The sequence below is a fragment of the Mucilaginibacter sp. P5_A6 genome (genome assembly GCF_056400585.1).
On the sequence record NZ_JBFUKZ010000016.1, the window covers coordinates 112,664 to 133,757 of the forward strand.

Here is a 21,094-nt window from a genome sequence, read left to right on the forward strand (position 1 = left end):
TTATTTATAAATTTGTCGCCTTATTCAGATTGCTTTGAAGGAACAAAAAAGGATCATATTAATTTCGCTCATAACAGGTATTGTGCTCATGATAGCGAAATTTGGTGCCTACTTCTTAACCGCATCTAATTTTATACTAACAGATGCCGCCGAAAGCATAGTTAATGTAATAGCCAGTTCTTTCGCGTTTTTTAGTATTTACCTGTCGTCGCTGCCGCGCGACGAAAACCATCCTTACGGGCATGGTAAGGTTGAATTTTTTTCGGTTTTCATCGAGGGATCACTTATTGGCATTGCCGGGGTTATCATTATTATTAAATCAGTTTACAGCATATTTTACCCAAATAACATCCACGATTTGCTTACCGGAGCCACAATTATCGGTCTTACAGGTGTTGTAAACGGATCATTGGGTTATTATTTGATCTATAAAGGGAAGAGGCTACACTCTATTACCCTGGATGCCGATGGTCGCCACCTGCTTTCAGATATGGTAACCAGCGGTGGCCTGGTGCTTGGTTTGTTGCTGATACATTTTACCAACATTTTATGGCTCGACAGCGCCTTATCAATATTAGTTGGTATTTATATATTATATAGCAGTTATAAACTGGTGCGCAAATCGGTAGGGGGGTTGATGGATGAAGCTGATTTCCAGGTGGTAAGGGATATTGTAAAAGTTTTAAGCGATAAACGCCGCGAGGCCTGGATAGATGTGCATAACCTGCGCGCCCAGAAATACGGTAACGAGCTGCATATCGACTGCCACTTAACGCTGCCCAATTATTTCGACCTGAACACGGTACATACCGAAGTATCGCTGGTTGATAAAATGATCAATAATGAATTTGGAATAAAAACCGAACTTTTTATCCATACAGATCCATGTTTGCCAAATTGCTGCCACTATTGCAGCATGCCCAACTGTCCTATACGGTCGGAAGCACAAACAGAAACTATTGAATGGACAATGGATATTGTAGTACGCAACAAAAAACACTTTGAATAATGGCAGAGTATTTTAATGTAAGGGTTTACGGCCTGCTGCTTAATGATAACGACGAAGTGCTGGTAAGCGATGAGCAGGAATACGGTATGCAATTCACCAAATTCCCTGGTGGCGGCCTGGAATTGGGCGAAGGCCTGGTTGACGGCTTAAAACGTGAATTTATGGAAGAGTGCAACCTGGAAATTGAGGTTGTAAGCCATTTTTATACAACAGATTTTTTTGTAAAATCGGCCTTTAACAATTCGCAGGTCATCAGTGTTTACTATTTGGTGAGGAGTATTACCCCTGTGGATTTAGTCACCAAAACCATAGCCTTTGATTTCGACGGCGAAGGCGAAGTACTGCAGTCATTCAGGTGGGTAAATTTAACTGCATTAAGTATAGCCGATTTTGCATTCCCTACAGATAAACGGGTAGTTGAACTTTTACAGGATGAGCTATGAGCCTTACAGAACGCGACCTTAAAGTTATCTGGCACCCATATACCCAAATGAAAACTGCCGCGCCGCCCATACCTATTGTGCGGGGGCAGGGAGCGCTGTTATTTGATGAAACGGGTAAACAGTATATAGACGCGGTATCATCCTGGTGGGTTAATATCCACGGGCACGCGCACCCTTACATTGCCCAAAAAGTTGCCGAACAACTGCAAAAGCTGGAGCATGTAATTTTCGCGGGGTTTACCCATGAAGGCGCTGTTGAACTGGCCGAACGCTTATTGGCAATTTTGCCCGATAATCAGCAAAAGGCGTTTTACTCCGATAATGGCTCAACAGCTATTGAGGTAGCCATAAAAATGTGCCTCCAATACTGGCTTAATAAAGGCGATCAGCGTACCAGGATCCTGGCCTTTAACAATGCTTACCACGGGGATACCTTTGGCGCCATGGCCGTAAGCGGCCGCAGCGCGTTTACCAAAGCTTTTGATAGCCTGCTGTTTGAGGTAGAATTTATTGATACGCCCAACAAGGAAAACATCCAAAGCCTCAAATCTCAAATCTCACATCTCAAATCTCAATTAGCCTGCTTTATTTTCGAGCCATTGGTGCAAGGATCAGCCGGAATGCTGATGTATGAGGCCGAATACCTTAATGAGTTAATGGCCCATTGCAAGCAAGAGGGTGTGCTGATGATAGATGACGAGGTATTTACCGGCTTTGGCCGTACAGGAAAAGCTTTTGCCTGCAATTATGTGGATGTACAGCCCGATATCATGTGTTTTTCTAAAGGCTTAACCGGCGGAACTATGGCCCTGGGCTTAACTACCTGTACCCAACAGATCTACGATGCTTTTTTATCGGACGACAGGCTAAAAACCCTGTTCCACGGGCATTCATTTACCGCTAATCCAGTTGCCTGCGCCTCGGCTTTGGCAAGTTTGGATCTTTTTCAGCAACCAGCAACGGAAGTTAATATCCGGCGTATAGCGGCTGCCCATGCCCAATTTGGTGCTAAGATCAAACATCACCCTAAAATAAAAACCGTAAGGCAAACCGGCACTATTTTAGCCATGGAATGGGAAACGGGCGATAATACTTCGTACTTTAATTCGCTGCGCGATAAACTATACCATTACTTTTTAGCCGCCGGTATTATACTGCGCCCCCTGGGCAATGTAATTTACATTTTACCCCCTTATTGCATTACTGATGATGAACTGCAGTATGTTTACAGTAAAATAGAGCAGGCACTTCAAGAACTATAACCATGATGTTAAACAAACTTTTACCTCAGATAATAGCCGATAACGAACTACATTCCCGCTGGTTAAACACGCTATCGCTGATGGAAAACACCGGCGCACGCAAAATCTCGGCAAGTGAAGACCCGCTTACAGTAACTTATATCATCCTGAAGCATGCCGCCGAAGAGCATCGCCACGCCTTCTACCTAAAAAAACAACTGGAAAAAACAGGGGTTGAACTGCCAACCTACGCGGCCGAATACCTGCTTGCCCCTGGTTCAAGCAAATACTACCTTAACCAGCTGGATATAGACGTTTGCCGTTACCTGAAAACCGAGCTGAATCTCACCGGTGCCGAACTGCGCTTTGCTGCCTACCTGCTGGTAACATACGCCATTGAGGTACGTGCCGATGAACTTTACCCCATTTACCAAACCGCCCTTGACGAAGCAGGCAGTAAAGTGAACGTAAAATCAATCATCCTGGAAGAAGAAGGCCACCTGGAAGAAATGCTAAACCAGCTTCACACATTTTCGCCCGATTGGGAAAAACATGCCAATAAAGCTGTTGAGTTTGAAACAAGGTTGTTTAATATGTGGGTGGAGCAGTTGGGGGACTCGCTAAAGTAAAGCGTCTGAATCAGAATTTACAGAATTTTAGAATGAGCAGAATGATCAGAAATTCTGATTCAGACAGTTAGTACCCCATATACTCCGTATACACCTCCTGCAAAAAGGCTTTGCCATATAGCAACGCTTTATCCGTGGCTTTTGCATCAGCGTTTTTATTGCCGGTATAAACTATCCTTTTGCCCGAGTTATCATAAGATACTACCTGCTGCGACATCATGAAGCAAAAGCCGTTATCCCAGTTAAAAAAAGCAAAATCGGCGGTGTTGGGGTTAAGCAGATCTTTCGACCATTTAAATTGCTTATGAGGCAGATTCAACTGCGCAAACAGTGTGGCGGCAATATCTGTTTGTCCGCCTAATTTGCCAATCTTTTTGCCCCGGTATTCGGGCTTTATCACATCACCAAAAAACAAAAGCGGGATATGGTATTTTACAGGATTGTAAGCCTCGGATATATTATGCGGCAGGCGATGCCCATGATCGGCTACTAAAATGAAGAGTGTATTTTTATACCAGTCCTGCTTTTTGGCCAGCTCAAAATAAGCGTTAAGGCACGAGTCGGTAAAATAAGCTGTGCTCCTGAACTTGTTGCTGGCATCACCATCCTTATCTTCATTGGGGAAATGCGCTTTCCCTGGTAATATGAAGGGCTCGTGGTTGGTTGATGTTTGCAGGTATGTAAAAAAAGGCTGTTTTTGGTGTTGCGCGTATTGTAAGTGTTTAGTTAACAGTACGTCGTCATACACGCCCCATTGGGTTTTTACCTGGCTTTTGTCAAAGGCCAGCTCATCGGTAATATGCTCAACCTCATGGCTTTTCATAAAGGTGTTAAAGTGCATATAGCTGCTTTTACCGCCATAAAAATAGGATGTTGCATAACCTGCGTTTTTTAAGGTTGTGGCTATGGCCGGCAGTTTAGCCTGTTTCAACGTATCCGAAACAATGGTGCGGATAGCCTGCGAAGGAAAACCACTCATGATAGATATAATACCCTTATCGGTCCGATCGGCAGAGGAATAAATGTTATTGAACAGGATGCCGTTTTTGATGAATTTTTCAAAATTGGGGGCAACGCCTTTGTCGCCGCCTAATGATTCAATAACATCCGCCGTATAGCTTTCCATCTGGATAATCACCACGTTGGGATGGCTGGTGGTTAACACCTTTATGGTACTGTCATTTTTTACGCTGTAAGCTTCTGCAACGAGTTGCGCTGCGCTGCCTTGCTGCATAAACACGAATGGGTTGTATGGAGTACGCAAATTTTCCACCACGTTATTAAACAGGTTCCACTCGGTATTAAGGGCTGCCTGGTTCAGAAATTCATGGTCAGAAAAATAGGCCGAGTTTTGGTTTACCGGTATGGATTGAATTCCGCCCCGCATCAGCAGGAAATTAAAGAACACCAGCAGGATAATGAGCACCGCTTTAAGCCGGGGCTCAACTTTTGGCTTTTTGAATTTGTAATCTATGATCCTATTGGATAGCAATATGCCCGATGCCAATAATATCAAACAGATAATAATACACCTGCCCACCGGTGATGAGCCTGTTGAAGCAAAGGCTTCTGATGGCGCATCATATAATGATTTAAACACCCTGAATACAACTTTGGTGCCCCACTCGCGAAATATATTGAAGTTGAGGCCTGTATTTAAGGAGATACAAAACAGGCAGAACCATACATAAACTTTAAGCCAGGCAGGTTTGATGTACGATTTTGGGATGCACCAGTTAACAATAAATACCAGGAGAGGGATAGCGCAGATATAGGCCGCTGCCGATGCATCAAGCCTTAGGCCGTAGAAAAAGGTTTGCAGGATCTCGCTAAAACCGGCCTCTTTAAGTTTAGGCAGAAAATACAATTCAAATGTAACCCGGGTTATTGCAAAAAACAATATCCAGAAAACAAAAAATCTGACCAGGCTAAAAAGGTTTCTTAACATAAGGGGTACAAAAATAGTACTTTAACCTCAATGTTAAGAAACCTTTAATGAATAGTTAATGAAGAAGCTTATTTGCCTCCGCGCATAGCTTTCAAGTCATCCATGGTGATCTTTTCAAAATCAGAAGGGATACCAAATGTACCTGCAGGTACTTTTTGCTCGGTTACACTTTTTACAGTAACCTCGGTTGATTGTCCCTGGCTAAATGAAGTGTACTGAACCGGGAAACCACCAATACCAGCGTAATATTTTGCAACGCCTGTTGTTGGAATCTCGATATCATTGGTAATCCATATATCATAGCTTTTTTTGGTTTTTGAATCTGTTGCAACCACTTTTTTACAGTTAAAGCCCGAGATCACTTTAGTTTCGGTGCCGGGAGCAAAAGTAAATTGCGGCATAGCAGCAATTGCCTGTTCAATATCATCAGGACTGGCCACTGCTGCTTTTTTAATGTTTGCAACAGGTACATCTACTAATATTACCATTGATTTAGCATTTGCATCGGTCAGGATTTTGATATTAGCCGGGCCATTTGAAAAAGCAAACGCGTTTGAATCGGCTCTGAAATAGCTTTTGGCCTGTATTTGCTGCCCCATCATTGATGTGGTAAAGTCAACTACACCTTCGGTGTATTTTTTTTGTGCATTTGCACTCATAGCGGTTGCGGTAAGGGCCAAACCCAGGGCAACATTTAGAAATTTTATGCTCATATTTTTTGTTTGATTAATACCAATTTACCTGTTTTTTAATAGAAGACAAATTTATTGGTGTTTAGTTTAATGTTGGTAATTAGATAATGTTATTAATGAAATGTTACGTTTTAATATTTTATAGTTTACATGCAAACGTTTTGCGTCGTCTTCAAACTTACGTATGGTTTGGCTACTGTTGCTGCCATCAATTACAAGTACCTGGTACTCATATGATCTGTTAATTTCAAATAAACTTAAATGCGGGTTGGCCGTGATATAAAGGTAATTGGTTTTTAATTTTTGCGGTAATAACTGGTTTTGTAATCGCTTATCAAATATAATTATTCTTTTATCATAAAACTGAACAATGGGGCCTTGTTTTTTTAAATAAGGTAAACTGATATTTTGGTTTAGGCTGATAATTGTAGCATCATTTACCTGCGTGCTATCCAGGTATGGTTGTACCGAATAACTGTAATTCCGGTCGGTATCGGCAAGGTTGGTTAATACAACGGCGCTGTTTCCGCTTTTAAGTACTATCCCTGTGTTTTTGCGCAGGTTTAAAAAAGCTATAGAGCTGGTAGTTTGGGCGCGGTATTTTTTTATGCTGATGCTGATACAAAGCAACAGCAGGCCAACCATAGCCAGCTTTATCAGCCATGATTTTTTATCATACAAAAAATAAAACAGGCTGATCATAATGATATAAAGTAAAAGGTACTCGGGGGTGGTTAGCCATATTTTACTGATGCCGGCAAACGGAGCGTGTTCAATTATGGCCAGCGCTTTGTTCATGAACAGGATGGTTGTCTCCAGTAAGTAAGCCAATACATTTGACAGTATAGGAACCCACGAAAACATAAGATAGGCAATGCCACTGTACACGATAATGGTGGTGGGGATAATGATAAGCAAATTGCTGAGCAAAAAGTAAACCGGGAACTGGTGAAAATACAACGCACTTAAGGGGAAGGTGATCACCTGTGCTGCTATGGATACCGAGCAGATGGCCCATAGTTTATCGGCCCATTTGTTTTTAAACTCCACCCATTGGTATACCATGGGCTGTAAAACTATAAGGCCTGCAACAGCAAGGTATGAGAGCTGAAAGCCTACATCGCTTATAAAAAGCGGATCATAAAGCAACAGTATAAACGCCGATATGGCCAGTATATTAAGCATATTAATGTACCGGGCATAGGTTTTACCTATAATAACCATACTGATCATCACTGCCGCCCGGCAAACCGCAGGCGAAAAGCCGCTGAGCAAGGCATAGTACCAGATAAGCGCCACAATGATGCCCGCTTTGATATGCCTGCCATACCGGTAATTATTTAAAAAGCCCAGCGCCCATTGCAGCAACAAGTAAATAATAGCCACATGCGCGCCCGAGACCGACAATACATGGATGGTTCCTGTTTTTGAATAGGCCTGCAAAATATCGTTGCTCAAGTCGGCTTTGTAACCTAATATTAGGGTTGATGCTACGGCGATAGCGCCCGGATCATGCATTTGCCTGCGGAATTTTACCACCATTTGCTGCCGCAGCTTCAGCGAAAAGGCAATAAGCGGGTTGCCCGCATCGTGTTTTATTACGCGATACATGCCGGGGTATAAAAATGCCTGGTAGTAAATATTTTGATTCGCCAGGTACTTTTTATAGTTGAACTCAGCCGGATTAAACGGTGGATCGATGGCGTTGTATTTGGCCGGGATCAGCACCTCATCGCCATATTGCAGGTTTATGGCTGCGCTGTCTTTTATGGTAATAAGCAGGGTGCCATTAGTGCCGGTGGCTTTTTTATAGTTGATATTATGCTGAACTGATGCAGTGAATCTTATGAGTCCGTTTTTAAGTTGGGGCTCGTTATTGATTCTTACTGTTAGGTATTGCGCGGGCGATCTTGAAAAATGATGTTCATTCGTCAGCTCGTTATAATTGATTGCGCTGATGCACCCGGCCGAAAGTAAAATAAAGCTCATCAGCAAACCGCCCAGCCAGCGCAGTTTGTAAACAGCAAAACGCTGATAGGTTAAATTGAGGAAGATAAATACGATCCCCGAGCCGCCAAAAACACCCCAAAGCACGGGGAGGTATGCAGCCGTTATAAGGCTAATCCCTAAGGTTATCCCCAATAAAAAGGGCAGGAGCAATACAACAAAAGGGACCTCGCCTTTATGATTCGCGATCATTTATTTAATAGCAAGCAATAAAGATATGTTTTAGGCGGATACCACAAACAACGGTGATAAAATAAATTGACTCAGGGAATAATTATGGAGATGATCTTAAAGGGGATATTAAGCTTGCGCCGGCAGGGCAAAAGCGCCAACATGAAACACATATCCAGCCATCATTGAGGAACCCACCGGCTAAGCTGGAAAAAACAGTAATGACATTGCTGCAAATGGGGCTGTTGTAGAAACGCATAATTGCGTCTCCCGCAGGACATTCAGGATTTGCGAGGCCGATTTGCAAGTCCAATTTGCATGTGTGATTTGCACGCGGGAGACGCAATTATGCGTCTCTACGTTGAAAACTAAAAAAAATTTAATTGATAATCAGAGTATTGGCTTTTAGCTTTCTGCATTCTGCTTTTAGCTTTTATATAAAGCCCGTACCTACAACTGGTCGCGCACTTCGAGCAGGAATTTTTTTATGTTTTCGAGCGAATCGATAACACGCTGGTTTTCGCGCGTATCGCTCATGTTGTTTTTAAGATGCTCTTTGGCGCCGTTTAGGGTGTAGCCTTTATCGCGGATGAGGTGAAAGATGATCTTGAAATTTTCGATGTCATCGGGGGTAAAATAGCGGTTGCCCTTTTTGTTCTTTTTGGGCTGCAGTACATCAAACTCCTTTTCATAGAAACGAATAAGCGACTGATTCACATCAAACATGGCCGATACCTCGCCCATGGTGTAATACATCTTGCTTATTTCGCGGTCTTTATAAGGCATATGCAAAGGTATTCTTTTGATTTTGGATTTGGGATTTTCGATTTCGGATTTTTTGTCAAAATAGTGCAGGAGTGCCTCGGGTGCTATATTTACTTAACATACCTGAATTTTTTTTGACCATCTTGTATCTCAATTGTTTTCACTGTGTTTAACGGAATCGTCTTTTTTATTGAAAAAATATGTGACCGGAGGCCTGTAATTGAATCCCTTACTACATAAACACGATCAAAATAAAAGGTGGTTTTATTATTGTTATTATCTGTAAAACGTATTTCTAACGATGGTCCGTTTTTTAATAAAAACGGATTCCCATTCTTGTCAACACATTTTATCGAGTCAATTGGGTAAGTACTATATGTTGTTTTATATCCCCAGGGGTCTATAGTGGTAACCTGTCGTAATGGTTTAGACTTTTCCAGACTTGGCAGCTGTTGTTTGAAACTATCAACAGGTATATAATAGGTTGTGCATGAAGTTATGAAGAAGGTTAAACCGATTGTGATAATAAGGGGCAGAGGTTTTATTGTCATGTTTTTTATTTACTTGCTATAAAATGTTTTGGATCGACATGGAACGATATGATTTTTAACCGCTTGTTATTTCCATTATAGGTTACGAAGCGACCGTGGATGATGCAGGGCGGATTTTGCCGTGTTCGCGATTGCCTCCGTCGGCTGACGGATCGCAAAAACATAGGGTGTGTATTTGGAAATAGGGTGTGTATTTGGAAGGTGTGTTCAAACATCTTCAGGCCGTTTCCTGGTTTCGCTCCAGGGGAGGGATGAGGTTTTGCCGCTTAAAAGATCGGCCTGGCGTCGGGCTATTTCCTGGGCATGCTCATCGGTAAATACGCGATCATCTTCAATATCTATCACGTATTGATAACCTAAACTATCAAGAAAGGCTAAAAGTACTTTTTTTTCCTGTTCATTTTCAAATTCGATTTTCAGCGTTTCCATAATCAAAATTAATATTTATTTTCTCAATTACGCTTAATTCATCTCATATAACTATACATTACTACACAAAAATTCACACTTTTGCACTTCAACTTTGTTTTCGATATTACAATTATAATATACTATGACAGCTACCGAAATACGCCAGGCTTTTCTTGATTTTTTTGTCTCCAAAGGACATATCATCGTTCCTTCTGCCCCAATTGTAATAAAAAACGATCCAACCCTGATGTTTACCAACGCGGGGATGAACCAGTTTAAAGATATATTTTTGGGCGAAGCACCTGCAAAAGCATCCCGCGTTGCCGATACCCAACGCTGCCTGCGGGTAAGCGGCAAGCATAACGACCTGGAGGAAGTAGGCATTGATACCTATCACCATACCATGTTCGAGATGCTGGGTAACTGGAGCTTTGGCGATTACTTTAAAAAAGAAGCCATTGCCTGGAGCTGGGAGCTGTTGACCGAAGTTTATAAATTACCTAAAGACCGCCTGTACGTTACCTATTTTGAAGGTGACGAAAAGGATGGCCTTGAAAAAGATACCGAAACTTACGACCTGTGGAAAGCCCTTGTTGCCGAAGACCACATCCTCCCCGGAAACAAAAAGGACAACTTTTGGGAAATGGGCGAAACAGGTCCCTGCGGCCCGTGTTCAGAAATTCATTACGATAGTCGCCCCGATAGCGAGCGTGCTGAAGTGAGCGGAGCAACCCTTGTAAATGCCGACCATGACCAGGTGATTGAGATCTGGAACAACGTATTTATGCAGTTTAACCGCTTAAAAGGTGGCGCGTTGCAGCCATTGCCAGCCAAACATGTGGATACAGGTATGGGCTTTGAACGTTTGGTGCGGGTGCTGCAGGGTAAAACATCTAACTATGATAGCGACATTTTTCAGCCGATGATCCAGTTCATTGCTGAAAAGAGCGGCAAAACCTACAACAGCGCCGCCAAACCGGGCGATGCCGGCTGGAACGAGGCCGTAGCCATGCGTGTATTAGCCGACCATATCCGCGCCATCAGCTTTGCCATTGCCGATGGGCAGCTGCCGGCAAGTAACAAAGCAGGTTATGTTATCCGCAGGATTTTACGCCGTGCCGTGCGTTACAGCTATCAAACTTTAGGGTTTAAAGAGCCGTTTTTCAATCAGTTAGTACCTCTATTAGCTAAGCAGTTTAAAGGGGTGTTTGATAATTTGTACAGCCAGAAAGATTTTGTGCAGAAGGTGATTTTGGAGGAGGAAACATCATTTTTAAAAACACTTGAAAAAGGAATACAATATTTAAATAATAATATAGTGGGTGAATCAGTTTGGGGTGGTGATAAAACGCAGATCTTATCAGGTGCACTTGCTTTTGAATTATCAGATACTTACGGTTTTCCAATTGATTTAACTGAATTAATGGCTCGGGAAAAAGGTTGGGCTGTGGATATTGACGGCTTTGAAAAAGCACTTCAGGAGCAAAAAACTCGCTCACGCGCGGCATCAATAGTTGATACAGAAGATTGGATCACCCTTAAAGATGACGAAACCTCCATCTTTACCGGCTACGATGAAACAGAAACTGTTGCACATGTGGTGAAATACCGCAAGGTAACAGCCAAAGGAAAAGAGCAATTCCAGATTGTGCTGGATAAAACGCCTTTCTACGCCGAAAGCGGTGGCCAGGTAGGGGATAGGGGCGAACTTGTTTTCCCTGATGGTGAAATTGTTATAGTAACCGATACTAAAAAAGAGAACGGCCTGACGGTTCATTATGTAGATGAGCTGCCCGAGGATATTGACGATGCCTTAACCGCAATTGTTGATCCTGCTTTGCGCGGGCAAACCAATGCCAACCATTCGGCTACGCACCTGCTGCATGCTGCTTTGAAGCAGGTATTGGGCAGTCACGTTAATCAAAAAGGCTCACTGGTAAATAGCGATTACCTCCGTTTTGATTTTTCGCACTTCGCCAAAGTTACCGATGAGGAACTGGGGCAGATAGAAGCCATCGTGAACCAAAAAGTACGTCAAAACATTCCACTGAAAGAAGAACGTAGTGTATTATATGCCGAGGCCATTACCAGCGGTGTAACCGCCCTGTTTGGCGAAAAATATGGCGAGTATGTACGTGTAATTACCTTCGAAGATGAGTTTAGCAAGGAGCTTTGCGGCGGTACGCACGTACAGGCTACCGGGCAGATAGGTTTCTTCAAAATTATTACCGAAGGCGCTGTAGCCGCCGGGGTTCGCCGTATTGAGGCTATTACCGGGGTAGCTGCCGAGGTTTATATCACCAACCAAAGCCTGCTAATTAACCAGCTGAAGGATCTGCTTAAAAATCCAAAAGATCTGTCAAAAAGCGTGGAAAGCCTGCTGGATGAAAACAGCAAGCTGAAAAAGGAGATCGAGAAATCGATCCTTGAAAAATCATCAGGCTTAAAAAATGAGCTGGCTCAGAAAGCTGAAGCTATAAATGGCATCAACTTTATAGCTCAAAAAGTGGCCCTGCCAAATGCAGAGGCGGTAAAAAACCTTGCTTACCAGTTAAAAGATATTGTACCCAACCTGTTCCTGGTGCTTGCTGCCGATTTCGACGGTAAACCGAGCCTCACCGTAATGATTGCCGAAAACCTGGTAAAGGAAAAAGGCCTGCATGCCGGTAACATTGTAAAAGAACTGGCCAAAGAAGTAAAAGGCGGCGGCGGCGGTCAGCCATTTTTTGCAACTGCTGGTGGTAGTGACGTAAGCGGGTTGGATAATGCTTTGGCAAAGGCGAAGACTTTTATTTAAAAATATTATTGCGAGGTATCCCCAACAACAACAACAACAACCCCGTCATTGCGAGGTACGAAGCAATCCCCAACTTACAGAGTAACTGTGCAAATCCGATCTGTATTTTGGGGATTATCAATGTTGTGTTTTTGTTTTAGGTATTAATGTGCTCCCTGCGGTCGGTTATCTTCGTCGTACCTCCTCGCAATGACGATCAGGAGGCGGTTGTGGTATCCATACATGTCATTACTGTTTTTTCCGCTGGGCCACTCGGTACTCGCAATCTTGTGAGGTATGAGTGTGTTAAAATACATACGAGCGCGACGCGGCAACCGGGAACTTCACTACAAAACATTTACAAAACCCTATAAACAAAAAAAAGACCACCCAATGGCAGTCTTTTTATTATAGCGTATATATGCTTAGTGTTTGTCATGTCCTTTATGCTGGCCGTTATTGGCCTTGTGCTGTGCAGCACGGGCATGTTGCGGCCTGGCGTGTACAACACGGGTATGGTTTACAACCCTTGTACGGGTAATTACTCTTGGTTTGGTATGCACAACACGGGTACGGTTTATTACCCTGGTACGGTTTATTACCCTGGTGCGGTTTATTACCCTGGTGCGGTAATGATCGCGTACAATTACGTTGCGTACGCCCCTGTAGTGTGCATAGCGGGTACGGTCAACATTATAATAAGTGTATGCCCTGGGCCTGTTAACAGCTACTTTATAGCCGCTGCGAATATCATAACTGGCATAACGGGGTGGTAAAGCGGGTCTGAATACCCATTGGCCGCCATCAAGGTAAACATATTGGTGCGTTGGTACATAATAATAGCTTTCTACATCGGGCAGATAGTAGTAATTCACTCCTGTATATTCTGGTGGTGGGTTCCAGGCCCCGATTTGTACGCTTACGTTAACCTGTGCTTTTGTTTCGGTTGTTGATGCTGCAAGGGTAATAACACCTGCAAGCAATCCTAAAATTATTTTTTTCATAGTATATTCTAAATTATACAACACTATCCAATTATTGTGCCGTGTTACAGGTAGACCCCGCCCTGTGCTAAAGGTTTAATGACATCGACCATCAACTTGAGATTACCAATCACATCTTCCGGCGGGCTACAGATTTCCTGACCAAACCTAAAGCTTTAGCACAGCGTTCTGTGAGGACACAGACCGTGGAGCAAAATAAACACGTCATAAGTTGAATCGCAAAACGCAGCTAAAATTCTGTCAATTCTTCAATTCTCAAAATTCCGGTTCAGACAAAATTTACGTTAGGGATAGTAGTGGATACCGTCCGCCAGTTGGCGGATTAAGGCCTGTGTAGTATGAACGAATAGCCCGCACCGCAGGTAACGCCAAAAAAAATGAAATATTTTTGGAGTAAAGAACAAGGATTTTATGCAATATGCAAAGCACCATTCTCCACTCACGGCTCACTACTCACTATTCACAATACCCTACCAACCACATCTGCAATATATTTTTTCTACTTGTTTAAAAGCCAAAACCTATCTACACTGTATTAACTTTTATATATTTGACCTTCAATCAGCAAATCACAGCTGAATTTATTTTTATGACAGTTTTCGCAAACGGGATAAGTGAAAAGTACGAATTGGTTGTTGGCCTTGAAGTGCATGCCCAGTTATCCACTTTAAGTAAGGTGTTTTCGCCCGATTCTGCTGCTTTTGGTGCCGAACCTAATCACCACGTCAGCGCCATTTCACTTGGTCACCCGGGTACTTTGCCTTTTTTGAATAAAAGAGCGGTTGAGTACGCGGTAAAAATGGGCCTGGCCTGCAACTGCACCATCAACCTGAATAATAGCTTTGCCCGTAAAAATTATTTTTATGCCGATTTGCCTAAGGGCTACCAGATAACGCAAGACCATGCCCCGGTTTGCCTTGGCGGATACGTGCCTGTAAAGCTTGCCGATGGTACGCAAAAAGATATCGCTATTCACCACATCCACATGGAAGAGGATGCCGGTAAAAGTATGCACGATCAGCACCATGCCGATTCACTTATCGACCTGAACCGCGCCGGCGTACCCCTGCTGGAAATTGTAACCCAGCCCGATATGCGCAGCGCCGAAGAGGCCGGTCAGTTTTTAACCGAAACCCGTAAAATACTGCGTTACCTTGATATTTGCGATGGTAATATGGAGGAAGGCAGCATGCGCTGCGATGCCAATATATCTGTAAGATTAAAAGGCGCTACCGAATATGGTAACCGCTGCGAGGTGAAAAATCTTAACTCCATCCGTAACGTACAACGGGCCATTGAGCACGAGTTTGCCCGCCAGGTAGAGGTTATAGAAAATGGCGGCCACATTGATCAAAACACACTTAACTTTAATGCCGATACAGGCGAAACATCGGTACTGCGGTCCAAAGAAATGGCCAACGATTACCGCTATTTCCCGGAACCCGACCTGATGCCGCTAATGCTTGACAAGCAGTATGTAGATAAAATACGTGCCGGCCTGCCCGAATTACCCAACCAGCTTTACCATAAATATGTTGAACAATTGGGGCTTTCGGACTATGATGCATCTGTAATAACTGCCGATAGGGACGTAGCGCATTATTTTGAAGAACTGATAAAACTAACCGATCATTATAAAGCAGCGGCCAACTGGCTGATGGGAGCCGTAAAATCATACCTGAATGATCATGGCGTAGCTATTGGTAACTTTGCTGTTACCCCGGCTGGCCTGGCCGGGCTTATCAAACTAATTGACGCGGGCGTGATAAATAATTCTGTAGCTTCGCACAAGTTATTCCCTGCCATGATCAAAGAACCGGGCAAAAAAGCCGGGGACCTGGCCAAAGAGCTTAACCTTTTGATCAGCGCCGATAATGACGATGTAAGCGAATTTATTAAAGCGGCCATCGCCAAATTCCCTGATAAGGTAAAGGAATATCAAAAAGGAAAAAAAGGTGTTTTAGGCCTGTTTATGGGCGAGATCATGAAACTCTCGAAAGGGAAGATAGATCCGCAGAAAACAAACCAGTTATTGATCAAGGAATTAGAATCAAAATAGAATGAAGTTAAAGAGTTTAGCAGTTTACAGTTTGCTGCTTTCAAGCGCGTTTATTTATTCATGTAAAGATAGTTCGCAGTTTACTATAAATGGTACCATTAAAAACCCGGGCAGCTTAAAGCTGGTGTATTTAATAGAAGCTGATAGTACCCAGGTAAGAGTTGTTGACTCTACCACCCTGGGCGAGAAAGGCAAATTTCAGTTTAAACATGTGGCCCCATATGCCAACCTGTATAAATTAAGAATTGGCAGCGCGGGCGGTGGCGAGCAATCTGCCGGGGCAAATAATGTGTACGACCTGATTGCCAAAAACGGCGACGATATTGAATTTGAAACCGACAATAACGATAACACCCATACTTACAGCATTAAAGGTTCTGACGACTCTGAAAAAATAAAGGAGTTCAACAAGATTAGTAACTTTTATGGCGAAAAGAACTCGAAACTGGTTGCCGAATACCAGGATAAAACACAGAAACTGGGCAAACAGTCGGATTCATTGCTGAAGGTATATATGCCTACATTCCAGAAAAACCTGGCCGATTACGGTACCGCCGTTTTAAAATTTGTGAATGATAACAAAACTTCGTTAGCTGGTTTTTATGCAGCAACCTCATTGGATGTGTACAAATTTGAACCGCAGCTGGTTGCCTATGCCGATGATATCAAAGCGAATTTTAAGGATAACCCGGGTGTGCAAACCTTTGTAAGGCAGATGGAGAAAATTAAACCTGTTTCGATCGGTCATAAAGCTCCCGATTTTACAATTACCGGTATTGATGGTAAGGAAATAAAACTAGCCGATTATAAAGGCAAATACGTAATGATTGACTTTTGGGCCTCATGGTGTATGCCTTGCAGGCAGGAAAACCCTAACGTGGTGAAGCAATATGCCGCTTTCAATTCAAAGGGCTTTAATATATTAGGTGTATCGCTCGATAAAGAAAAAGCTGCATGGCAAAAAGCTATTAATGATGATAAGCTTACATGGGCACATGGGTCTGATTTGAATGGTTTTGAGGGACCAACAGAAACACTTTATCATATAGAGGCAATACCATCAAATTTCATCATCGATCCGCAGGGAAACATCGTTGCAAAAAATATTACGGGGGCCGATCTGGAAGCTTTTTTAAACAAAACGTTCAATAAGGTTCAATAAATCGTTAACATAACGTAACCTTTAACAATTTGTTAATATTGTGGTAACTTTAAGCTTTTGTAAAGTGTATACTTTTATACAAAAAAATTAACGCATCATGAGCAGCTCTCCAAAACAGAAAATTCTTATTGTTGATGATGAACCGGATATTTTAGAGTTGATAGAATACAACCTTAAAAAAGAAGGCTATCAGGTGTTTTTGGCCCGCAACGGCCAGGAAGCCGTAGCCGAGGCCAAGAAATCACTACCTGATCTTATTGTACTTGACATTATGATGCCCAAAATGGACGGCATCGAGGCCTGCCGCATTATGCGTACCATGCCTGAGTTTAAAAATACCTTTATGGTGTTTTTAACTGCCCGCAGTGAAGAATATTCAGAAATTGCAGGCTTTAACGTAGGCGCCGATGATTATATAGCCAAACCAATTAAGCCACGTGCACTGGTAAGCCGTATAAACGCCATATTGCGCCGCAATGCTCCTGCCGAGGAAGCACCCGATAATAAACTGGAAATAGGCGATTTGATAATTGACCGCGAAGCCTACCTGGTGTACCAAAAAGGTGTTAAGGTAGTATTAGCCAAAAAAGAATTTGAACTATTATACCTGCTGGCCTCAAAACCGGGCAAGGTATACACCCGCGAAGTGATCCTGAAAAACATATGGGAAGACTCTGTAGTGGTAACCAACCGTACCATTGATGTGCACATTCGCAAACTGCGTGAAAAACTGGGCGATGACTGTGTAGCGACCGTAAAGGGTGTAGGGTACAAGTTCGAGGCATAGAAGCCCCCTAACCTCCGCCGGCTGGCGGAGAACTTTTTGATTAGCATATTTGAAGCCCTGGTTTTTTGAAAGAAGATCGGGGCTTTGTTTTGCGTTGAAGTTTTTATACGTTGGTGAAACATGTGTCCCGTTGTTATTGAGTAATAAATCCGGAGGATTCTGAAGTGGAAATGACGTTGCTAAAAGGGCTGTCATGGTGAGCCTGTCGAACCATTGCGGGGTAAAGGCCTCTCCGCACGAGTCTTCGATAGGCTCAGCCTGACAGGCCTTTACACCTTGAAAATCGAGTACCGTCATGGATAGGCACGAAGCAATCCCCGCCTTACAGCTACCTCGTGGATACATGTTGATCCATAAGTTTCTTAAAGGAAGATTGTCATTTCGAGTCCTTGAAGGGAAGGTCTATGCAGGGAAAGGGCGAGAAATCTTATACGATTTTCAAGCGAACTATGCATGTCAGCTTAGCATATCGCATAAGATTTCTCTTTCGCGCCCCCACTCATTCCTCCCCTTGCTCAATCGAAATGACATTTTCTTTTATTAAAAAGATGGTCCACAAGGTAGGACTTACAGAGTAGCTTTGCAAATCCGATTTGTATAGTTGGGGATTGCTTCGTGCCTCGCAATGACGGTCTGTTTATTCATTTTATTTCAAAACAGTTTCTTAGTTTAGCCCCGATGTTCCATTTCAAACAATTCAGCGTTGACCAAACCGGCTGCGCCATGAAGGTGAATACCGATGGTGTACTGCTTGGCGTGTTGGCAGATGCTGACGCCCCTGCATCCGTTTTAGATATAGGCACGGGCACAGGCGTAATAGCCCTGATGCTGGCCCAGCGTTTTCACAATGCCCAAATTGACGCTGTTGAGATTGATGAAGCTGCTGCGGCAACAGCCTGGAACAATTTTAAAAACGCTCCTTTTGCCGGTCGGCTTGCACTTTATCCATTAGGTTTTGAGGCGTTTTTTGTTGCTTATCCCGATAGGAAATATGATCTGATCGTTTCTAACCCGCCTTTTTATATCAACTCCCTGCGATCTCCCGGGGCAAAAAAGAATTTGGCTAAACACGCTGACGATGGTTTTTTCAAGGAATTGCTGGAAGCGGTTGCTGTGCACCTTAACAATAAAGGAGTTTGCTGCCTGGTGCTGCCGCCTGATACTGCCGGGTTGATTAAAGATCTGGCGTCGGGATTTGGACTTTATCCCCAAAAGATAATCAACATATATTCCTTTAAAGATAATGAAGCGCACCGCGAAATACTGTTTTTGGGATTGAGTCCACGGCAAATAGTTGTGAAAGAAAAATTTGTTATTTACAATGCTCCAAAGGTTTATAGTGAAGGTTATCGGCAAATATTAAAGGAGTTTTTGACAATTTTTTAGGGTGCAATATAGGCTGATCTTACAAAAGATTTTCCAGTAGCACGGTAGCTTCGGCATTTGTTAATGTTAATGAAGCGCCCGTTGCGATTGTTGGGTATAAGGTACAACTAAATGTAAGCTTAATTTTCAGGCTTTCATTAGTGCCCAATCCTGCCGCTACCGGCGTTACCGATACAACATTTGCAGTGCTGCCGGTTTGCGTTCCTGTGGCGCTTGTATAAAAGTTCCCCTGGCTGTCTGTATAGGATATGGTAATAAATTTAGCATTAATGGCATTATTATCTGTTCCGAAGGTAAATGAACCCGGTTGAATAAAAGCATTAAAAATGGTTGATTTCACATCAGTAGGTAAAACGTGAAACGTCCCAAATTCAACTTCGAATGCTGGATTTTGGGCTTTGGCAGCTGTTATTAACGCGCTAAGACTGCCGGTAATGTCACCTGCATTATTTGAAGTAGCGGAGCCCGATCCGGTAAACCAACCATTAATATCGCTGGTTACCGGCCAGTTTACAGCCTGGCCGTTTAAGGTGCCTTTAAAATAATATTCGCTGGTAGTATTAATGGGATTTGTACTGATTAGTACCGAATCAGCCGGTAAAACATCACCATCCAGTTTACAGCCGCAGATTGCCGTAGTTAAAAACAGGAAAGCAAAAAATTTGCAGTACAAATTTCTCATATACAGTTCTTTTATAATATTTATACGTACATCTAATATATAATAGTTTCACTGTATTTTAAACGGTTAAAACTATTTGGATCAATAATTGTATACCGGCTGTAAAGCATATTACCAGTTATCGCGAATCAAGAGAAAAACAGGCTATCGGCACACAGTATTTTAGTCGTTATTGTTTTTCTGCCCTCCTGTTCCTTGTCTCTTGTATGTTGTGTCTATATTTGCCCTATGACGCGCATAGGCCTTATATCTGATACCCATAGCTTCCTCGACGATGCCGTTTTTAAACATTTTGATAACTGCGATGAAATCTGGCATGCCGGCGATTTTGGTACGCTTGAGCTTGCAGATAAGCTGGCGGCATTTAAACCGCTGAGGGGCGTTTATGGTAATATAGATGGCAAAGATATAAGGACCGTTTATCCCGAACACCTGCGCTTTAATTGCGAAGGTGTAGACGTTTGGATAACCCACATTGGCGGCTACCCCGGCAGGTACAGCCAGCATATTAAAAATGAGATATACAGCAACCCGCCAAAGCTGTTTATTACCGGGCACTCCCATATCCTGAAAGTTATGCACGATAAAAAGATAGGGTGCCTGCACCTTAACCCCGGCGCAGCCGGTAAACAAGGCTGGCATAAGGTGCGTACCCTGATGCGTTTTAATATTGATGGCGATAAGATCCAGGACCTGCAGGTTATTGAGCTGGCCGGACGATAGCGGATAACCCCGAATTTAGGGCGAAAAATGTAAAAACTTTTTAAACTAAAAAAAACTGCAATTTTTATAGATTTTTCTCGATTTTTTTAGTGCTTTTTTGCATGTTCTTCGCACTTTTATGAATATTATTAGTTGCTTTTTCCCAAAAGCTGAATTTTAAAAAGTTGCTTAAAGTAACCCCGCTTTAGCGTTTTCCACTTCAAAAACCGAATCGATAAGCAATGGGGTTTGTTTGCCGGCGGCGACTGCCAACTGGTCGCAACGCTCATTTTCGGGGTGGCCGTTATGGCCGCGCACCCAGGTGAATTTTACCTGGTGCAGTTTGCTTACTTCTAAATAGCGCATCCAAAGATCTTTATTTTTTTTACCTGCAAAACCTTTTTTTACCCAGCCCAGCAGCCATTTTTTTTCGATGGAATCGATAACGTATTTAGAGTCGGAGAAGATGATTACCTGCTGGTTAGGGCTTTTTATAGATTCCAGCCCTTTTATTACAGCCAACAGTTCCATGCGGTTATTGGTGGTTTTGCGAAACCCTTCAGACAGCTCTTTATAATGCTTACCCGAACGCAGGATCACCCCATATCCCCCGGGACCAGGATTGCCGCTTGATGCACCGTCTGTAAAAATCTCAATCATGACGCAAAT

General features: G+C 43.0%; 19 protein-coding genes. 10 read left to right on the plus strand and 9 right to left on the minus strand.

Going from position 1 to position 21,094, the window contains the following annotated elements; translation table 11 throughout:
• Positions 1 to 34 precede the first annotated feature (34 nt).
• Genes AC1DO4_RS17315 through AC1DO4_RS17330 form a run of 4 tightly spaced genes read left to right on the plus strand, consistent with a single transcriptional unit; the run spans position 35 to position 3,322 of the window.
• Positions 35 to 1,009: a cation diffusion facilitator family transporter gene (locus tag AC1DO4_RS17315; RefSeq protein WP_477418031.1), complete on the plus strand. Its 975-nt coding sequence runs from the start codon at positions 35 to 37 to the stop codon at positions 1,007 to 1,009.
• Entirely contained in the window at positions 1,009 to 1,452 is a 444-nt protein-coding gene (locus AC1DO4_RS17320) for an NUDIX domain-containing protein (RefSeq protein WP_477418034.1), read from the plus strand. The genes AC1DO4_RS17315 and AC1DO4_RS17320 overlap by 1 nt, the downstream gene beginning before the upstream one ends.
• A complete protein-coding gene (bioA, locus tag AC1DO4_RS17325; RefSeq protein ID WP_477418036.1) occupies positions 1,449 to 2,714 on the plus strand; it encodes an adenosylmethionine--8-amino-7-oxononanoate transaminase in 1,266 nt (421 codons plus the stop codon). Before AC1DO4_RS17320 ends, bioA begins: the two co-directional genes overlap by 4 nt.
• Positions 2,715 to 2,716: 2 nt before the next feature.
• Positions 2,717 to 3,322 (plus strand): hypothetical protein, encoded by a 606-nt coding sequence (locus AC1DO4_RS17330; RefSeq protein WP_477418038.1) that lies wholly within the window; start codon positions 2,717 to 2,719, stop codon positions 3,320 to 3,322.
• A 67-nt stretch (positions 3,323 to 3,389) separates the two neighbouring features.
• Here the strand turns inward: AC1DO4_RS17330 and AC1DO4_RS17335 are convergent, their stop codons facing one another.
• From AC1DO4_RS17335 to AC1DO4_RS17360, 6 genes are all read right to left on the minus strand, one after another.
• The gene (locus tag AC1DO4_RS17335) at positions 3,390 to 5,270 is read right to left on the minus strand and encodes an LTA synthase family protein (RefSeq protein WP_477418040.1); all 1,881 of its coding nucleotides are present in this window, start codon (positions 5,268 to 5,270) and stop codon (positions 3,390 to 3,392) included.
• A gap of 68 nt (positions 5,271 to 5,338) precedes the next feature.
• Positions 5,339 to 5,983 carry a DUF4412 domain-containing protein gene (locus tag AC1DO4_RS17340; RefSeq protein WP_477418042.1) on the minus strand — a complete coding sequence of 215 codons (645 nt, stop codon included), beginning with the start codon at positions 5,981 to 5,983 and terminating at the stop codon, positions 5,339 to 5,341.
• Positions 5,984 to 6,049: 66 nt separating this feature from the next.
• A complete protein-coding gene (locus AC1DO4_RS17345) occupies positions 6,050 to 8,161 on the minus strand; it encodes a ComEC/Rec2 family competence protein (protein ID WP_477418044.1) in 2,112 nt (703 codons plus the stop codon).
• A gap of 429 nt (positions 8,162 to 8,590) precedes the next feature.
• Positions 8,591 to 8,926: a MerR family transcriptional regulator gene (locus tag AC1DO4_RS17350; protein ID WP_477418046.1), complete on the minus strand. Its 336-nt coding sequence runs from the start codon at positions 8,924 to 8,926 to the stop codon at positions 8,591 to 8,593.
• 89 nt (positions 8,927 to 9,015) lie between these two features.
• Positions 9,016 to 9,456 carry a hypothetical protein gene (locus tag AC1DO4_RS17355; RefSeq protein WP_477418048.1) on the minus strand — a complete coding sequence of 147 codons (441 nt, stop codon included), beginning with the start codon at positions 9,454 to 9,456 and terminating at the stop codon, positions 9,016 to 9,018.
• Between the two features lie 207 nt (positions 9,457 to 9,663).
• Positions 9,664 to 9,885, minus strand: a complete 222-nt coding sequence (locus AC1DO4_RS17360) for an addiction module protein (RefSeq protein ID WP_477418050.1) — start codon at positions 9,883 to 9,885, stop codon at positions 9,664 to 9,666.
• 124 nt (positions 9,886 to 10,009) lie between these two features.
• Between AC1DO4_RS17360 and alaS the strand changes: the two genes are divergently transcribed.
• Positions 10,010 to 12,664 carry an alanine--tRNA ligase gene (gene alaS, locus AC1DO4_RS17365; RefSeq protein ID WP_477418052.1) on the plus strand — a complete coding sequence of 885 codons (2,655 nt, stop codon included), beginning with the start codon at positions 10,010 to 10,012 and terminating at the stop codon, positions 12,662 to 12,664.
• Positions 12,665 to 13,068: 404 nt separating this feature from the next.
• Here alaS and AC1DO4_RS17370 read toward each other — a convergent pair whose 3' ends face one another.
• The gene (locus tag AC1DO4_RS17370; protein ID WP_477418054.1) at positions 13,069 to 13,647 is read right to left on the minus strand and encodes a hypothetical protein; all 579 of its coding nucleotides are present in this window, start codon (positions 13,645 to 13,647) and stop codon (positions 13,069 to 13,071) included.
• 589 nt (positions 13,648 to 14,236) lie between these two features.
• On the opposite strand from AC1DO4_RS17370, the gene gatB reads away from it, so the two are divergent.
• The 4 genes from gatB (at position 14,237) to AC1DO4_RS17390 (ending at position 19,041) form a co-directional block, all read left to right on the plus strand.
• On the plus strand, positions 14,237 to 15,706 hold the full coding sequence (gatB, locus tag AC1DO4_RS17375; protein WP_477418056.1) for an Asp-tRNA(Asn)/Glu-tRNA(Gln) amidotransferase subunit GatB: 1,470 nt from the start codon (positions 14,237 to 14,239) through the stop codon (positions 15,704 to 15,706).
• A gap of 1 nt (position 15,707) precedes the next feature.
• The gene (locus tag AC1DO4_RS17380) at positions 15,708 to 16,868 is read left to right on the plus strand and encodes a redoxin domain-containing protein (RefSeq protein WP_477418058.1); all 1,161 of its coding nucleotides are present in this window, start codon (positions 15,708 to 15,710) and stop codon (positions 16,866 to 16,868) included.
• Positions 16,869 to 16,965: 97 nt separating this feature from the next.
• Positions 16,966 to 17,655 carry a response regulator transcription factor gene (locus AC1DO4_RS17385; RefSeq protein ID WP_295712432.1) on the plus strand — a complete coding sequence of 230 codons (690 nt, stop codon included), beginning with the start codon at positions 16,966 to 16,968 and terminating at the stop codon, positions 17,653 to 17,655.
• 678 nt (positions 17,656 to 18,333) lie between these two features.
• Positions 18,334 to 19,041: a tRNA1(Val) (adenine(37)-N6)-methyltransferase gene (locus AC1DO4_RS17390; protein WP_477418060.1), complete on the plus strand. Its 708-nt coding sequence runs from the start codon at positions 18,334 to 18,336 to the stop codon at positions 19,039 to 19,041.
• A 19-nt stretch (positions 19,042 to 19,060) separates the two neighbouring features.
• On the opposite strand, the gene AC1DO4_RS17395 is transcribed toward AC1DO4_RS17390, so the two are convergent.
• Positions 19,061 to 19,723: a hypothetical protein gene (locus AC1DO4_RS17395; protein ID WP_477418063.1), complete on the minus strand. Its 663-nt coding sequence runs from the start codon at positions 19,721 to 19,723 to the stop codon at positions 19,061 to 19,063.
• Between the two features lie 228 nt (positions 19,724 to 19,951).
• Between AC1DO4_RS17395 and AC1DO4_RS17400 the strand changes: the two genes are divergently transcribed.
• Positions 19,952 to 20,446 (plus strand): metallophosphoesterase family protein, encoded by a 495-nt coding sequence (locus AC1DO4_RS17400; RefSeq protein WP_477418065.1) that lies wholly within the window; start codon positions 19,952 to 19,954, stop codon positions 20,444 to 20,446.
• A gap of 168 nt (positions 20,447 to 20,614) precedes the next feature.
• On the opposite strand, the gene rnhA is transcribed toward AC1DO4_RS17400, so the two are convergent.
• On the minus strand, positions 20,615 to 21,085 hold the full coding sequence (rnhA, locus tag AC1DO4_RS17405) for a ribonuclease HI (protein ID WP_477418067.1): 471 nt from the start codon (positions 21,083 to 21,085) through the stop codon (positions 20,615 to 20,617).
• Positions 21,086 to 21,094: the final 9 nt, after the last annotated feature.

Bases quoted from the DNA above. Each gene is read 5' to 3' on its own strand.
- AC1DO4_RS17385 (WP_295712432.1), top strand. From the start codon at position 16,966: ATGAGCAGCTCTCCAAAACAGAAAATTCTTATTGTTGATGATGAACCG.
- AC1DO4_RS17340 (WP_477418042.1), bottom strand. From the start codon at position 5,983: ATGAGCATAAAATTTCTAAATGTTGCCCTGGGTTTGGCCCTTACCGCA.
- AC1DO4_RS17370 (WP_477418054.1), bottom strand. From the start codon at position 13,647: ATGAAAAAAATAATTTTAGGATTGCTTGCAGGTGTTATTACCCTTGCA.
- rnhA (WP_477418067.1), bottom strand. From the start codon at position 21,085: ATGATTGAGATTTTTACAGACGGTGCATCAAGCGGCAATCCTGGTCCC.
- AC1DO4_RS17345 (WP_477418044.1), bottom strand. From the start codon at position 8,161: ATGATCGCGAATCATAAAGGCGAGGTCCCTTTTGTTGTATTGCTCCTG.
- AC1DO4_RS17380 (WP_477418058.1), top strand. From the start codon at position 15,708: ATGAAGTTAAAGAGTTTAGCAGTTTACAGTTTGCTGCTTTCAAGCGCG.
- AC1DO4_RS17400 (WP_477418065.1), top strand. From the start codon at position 19,952: ATGACGCGCATAGGCCTTATATCTGATACCCATAGCTTCCTCGACGAT.
- AC1DO4_RS17360 (WP_477418050.1), bottom strand. From the start codon at position 9,885: ATGGAAACGCTGAAAATCGAATTTGAAAATGAACAGGAAAAAAAAGTA.
- bioA (WP_477418036.1), top strand. From the start codon at position 1,449: ATGAGCCTTACAGAACGCGACCTTAAAGTTATCTGGCACCCATATACC.
- AC1DO4_RS17320 (WP_477418034.1), top strand. From the start codon at position 1,009: ATGGCAGAGTATTTTAATGTAAGGGTTTACGGCCTGCTGCTTAATGAT.
- AC1DO4_RS17395 (WP_477418063.1), bottom strand. From the start codon at position 19,723: ATGAGAAATTTGTACTGCAAATTTTTTGCTTTCCTGTTTTTAACTACG.
- AC1DO4_RS17390 (WP_477418060.1), top strand. From the start codon at position 18,334: ATGTTCCATTTCAAACAATTCAGCGTTGACCAAACCGGCTGCGCCATG.
- alaS (WP_477418052.1), top strand. From the start codon at position 10,010: ATGACAGCTACCGAAATACGCCAGGCTTTTCTTGATTTTTTTGTCTCC.
- AC1DO4_RS17335 (WP_477418040.1), bottom strand. From the start codon at position 5,270: ATGTTAAGAAACCTTTTTAGCCTGGTCAGATTTTTTGTTTTCTGGATA.
- gatB (WP_477418056.1), top strand. From the start codon at position 14,237: ATGACAGTTTTCGCAAACGGGATAAGTGAAAAGTACGAATTGGTTGTT.
- AC1DO4_RS17355 (WP_477418048.1), bottom strand. From the start codon at position 9,456: ATGACAATAAAACCTCTGCCCCTTATTATCACAATCGGTTTAACCTTC.
- AC1DO4_RS17330 (WP_477418038.1), top strand. From the start codon at position 2,717: ATGATGTTAAACAAACTTTTACCTCAGATAATAGCCGATAACGAACTA.
- AC1DO4_RS17350 (WP_477418046.1), bottom strand. From the start codon at position 8,926: ATGCCTTATAAAGACCGCGAAATAAGCAAGATGTATTACACCATGGGC.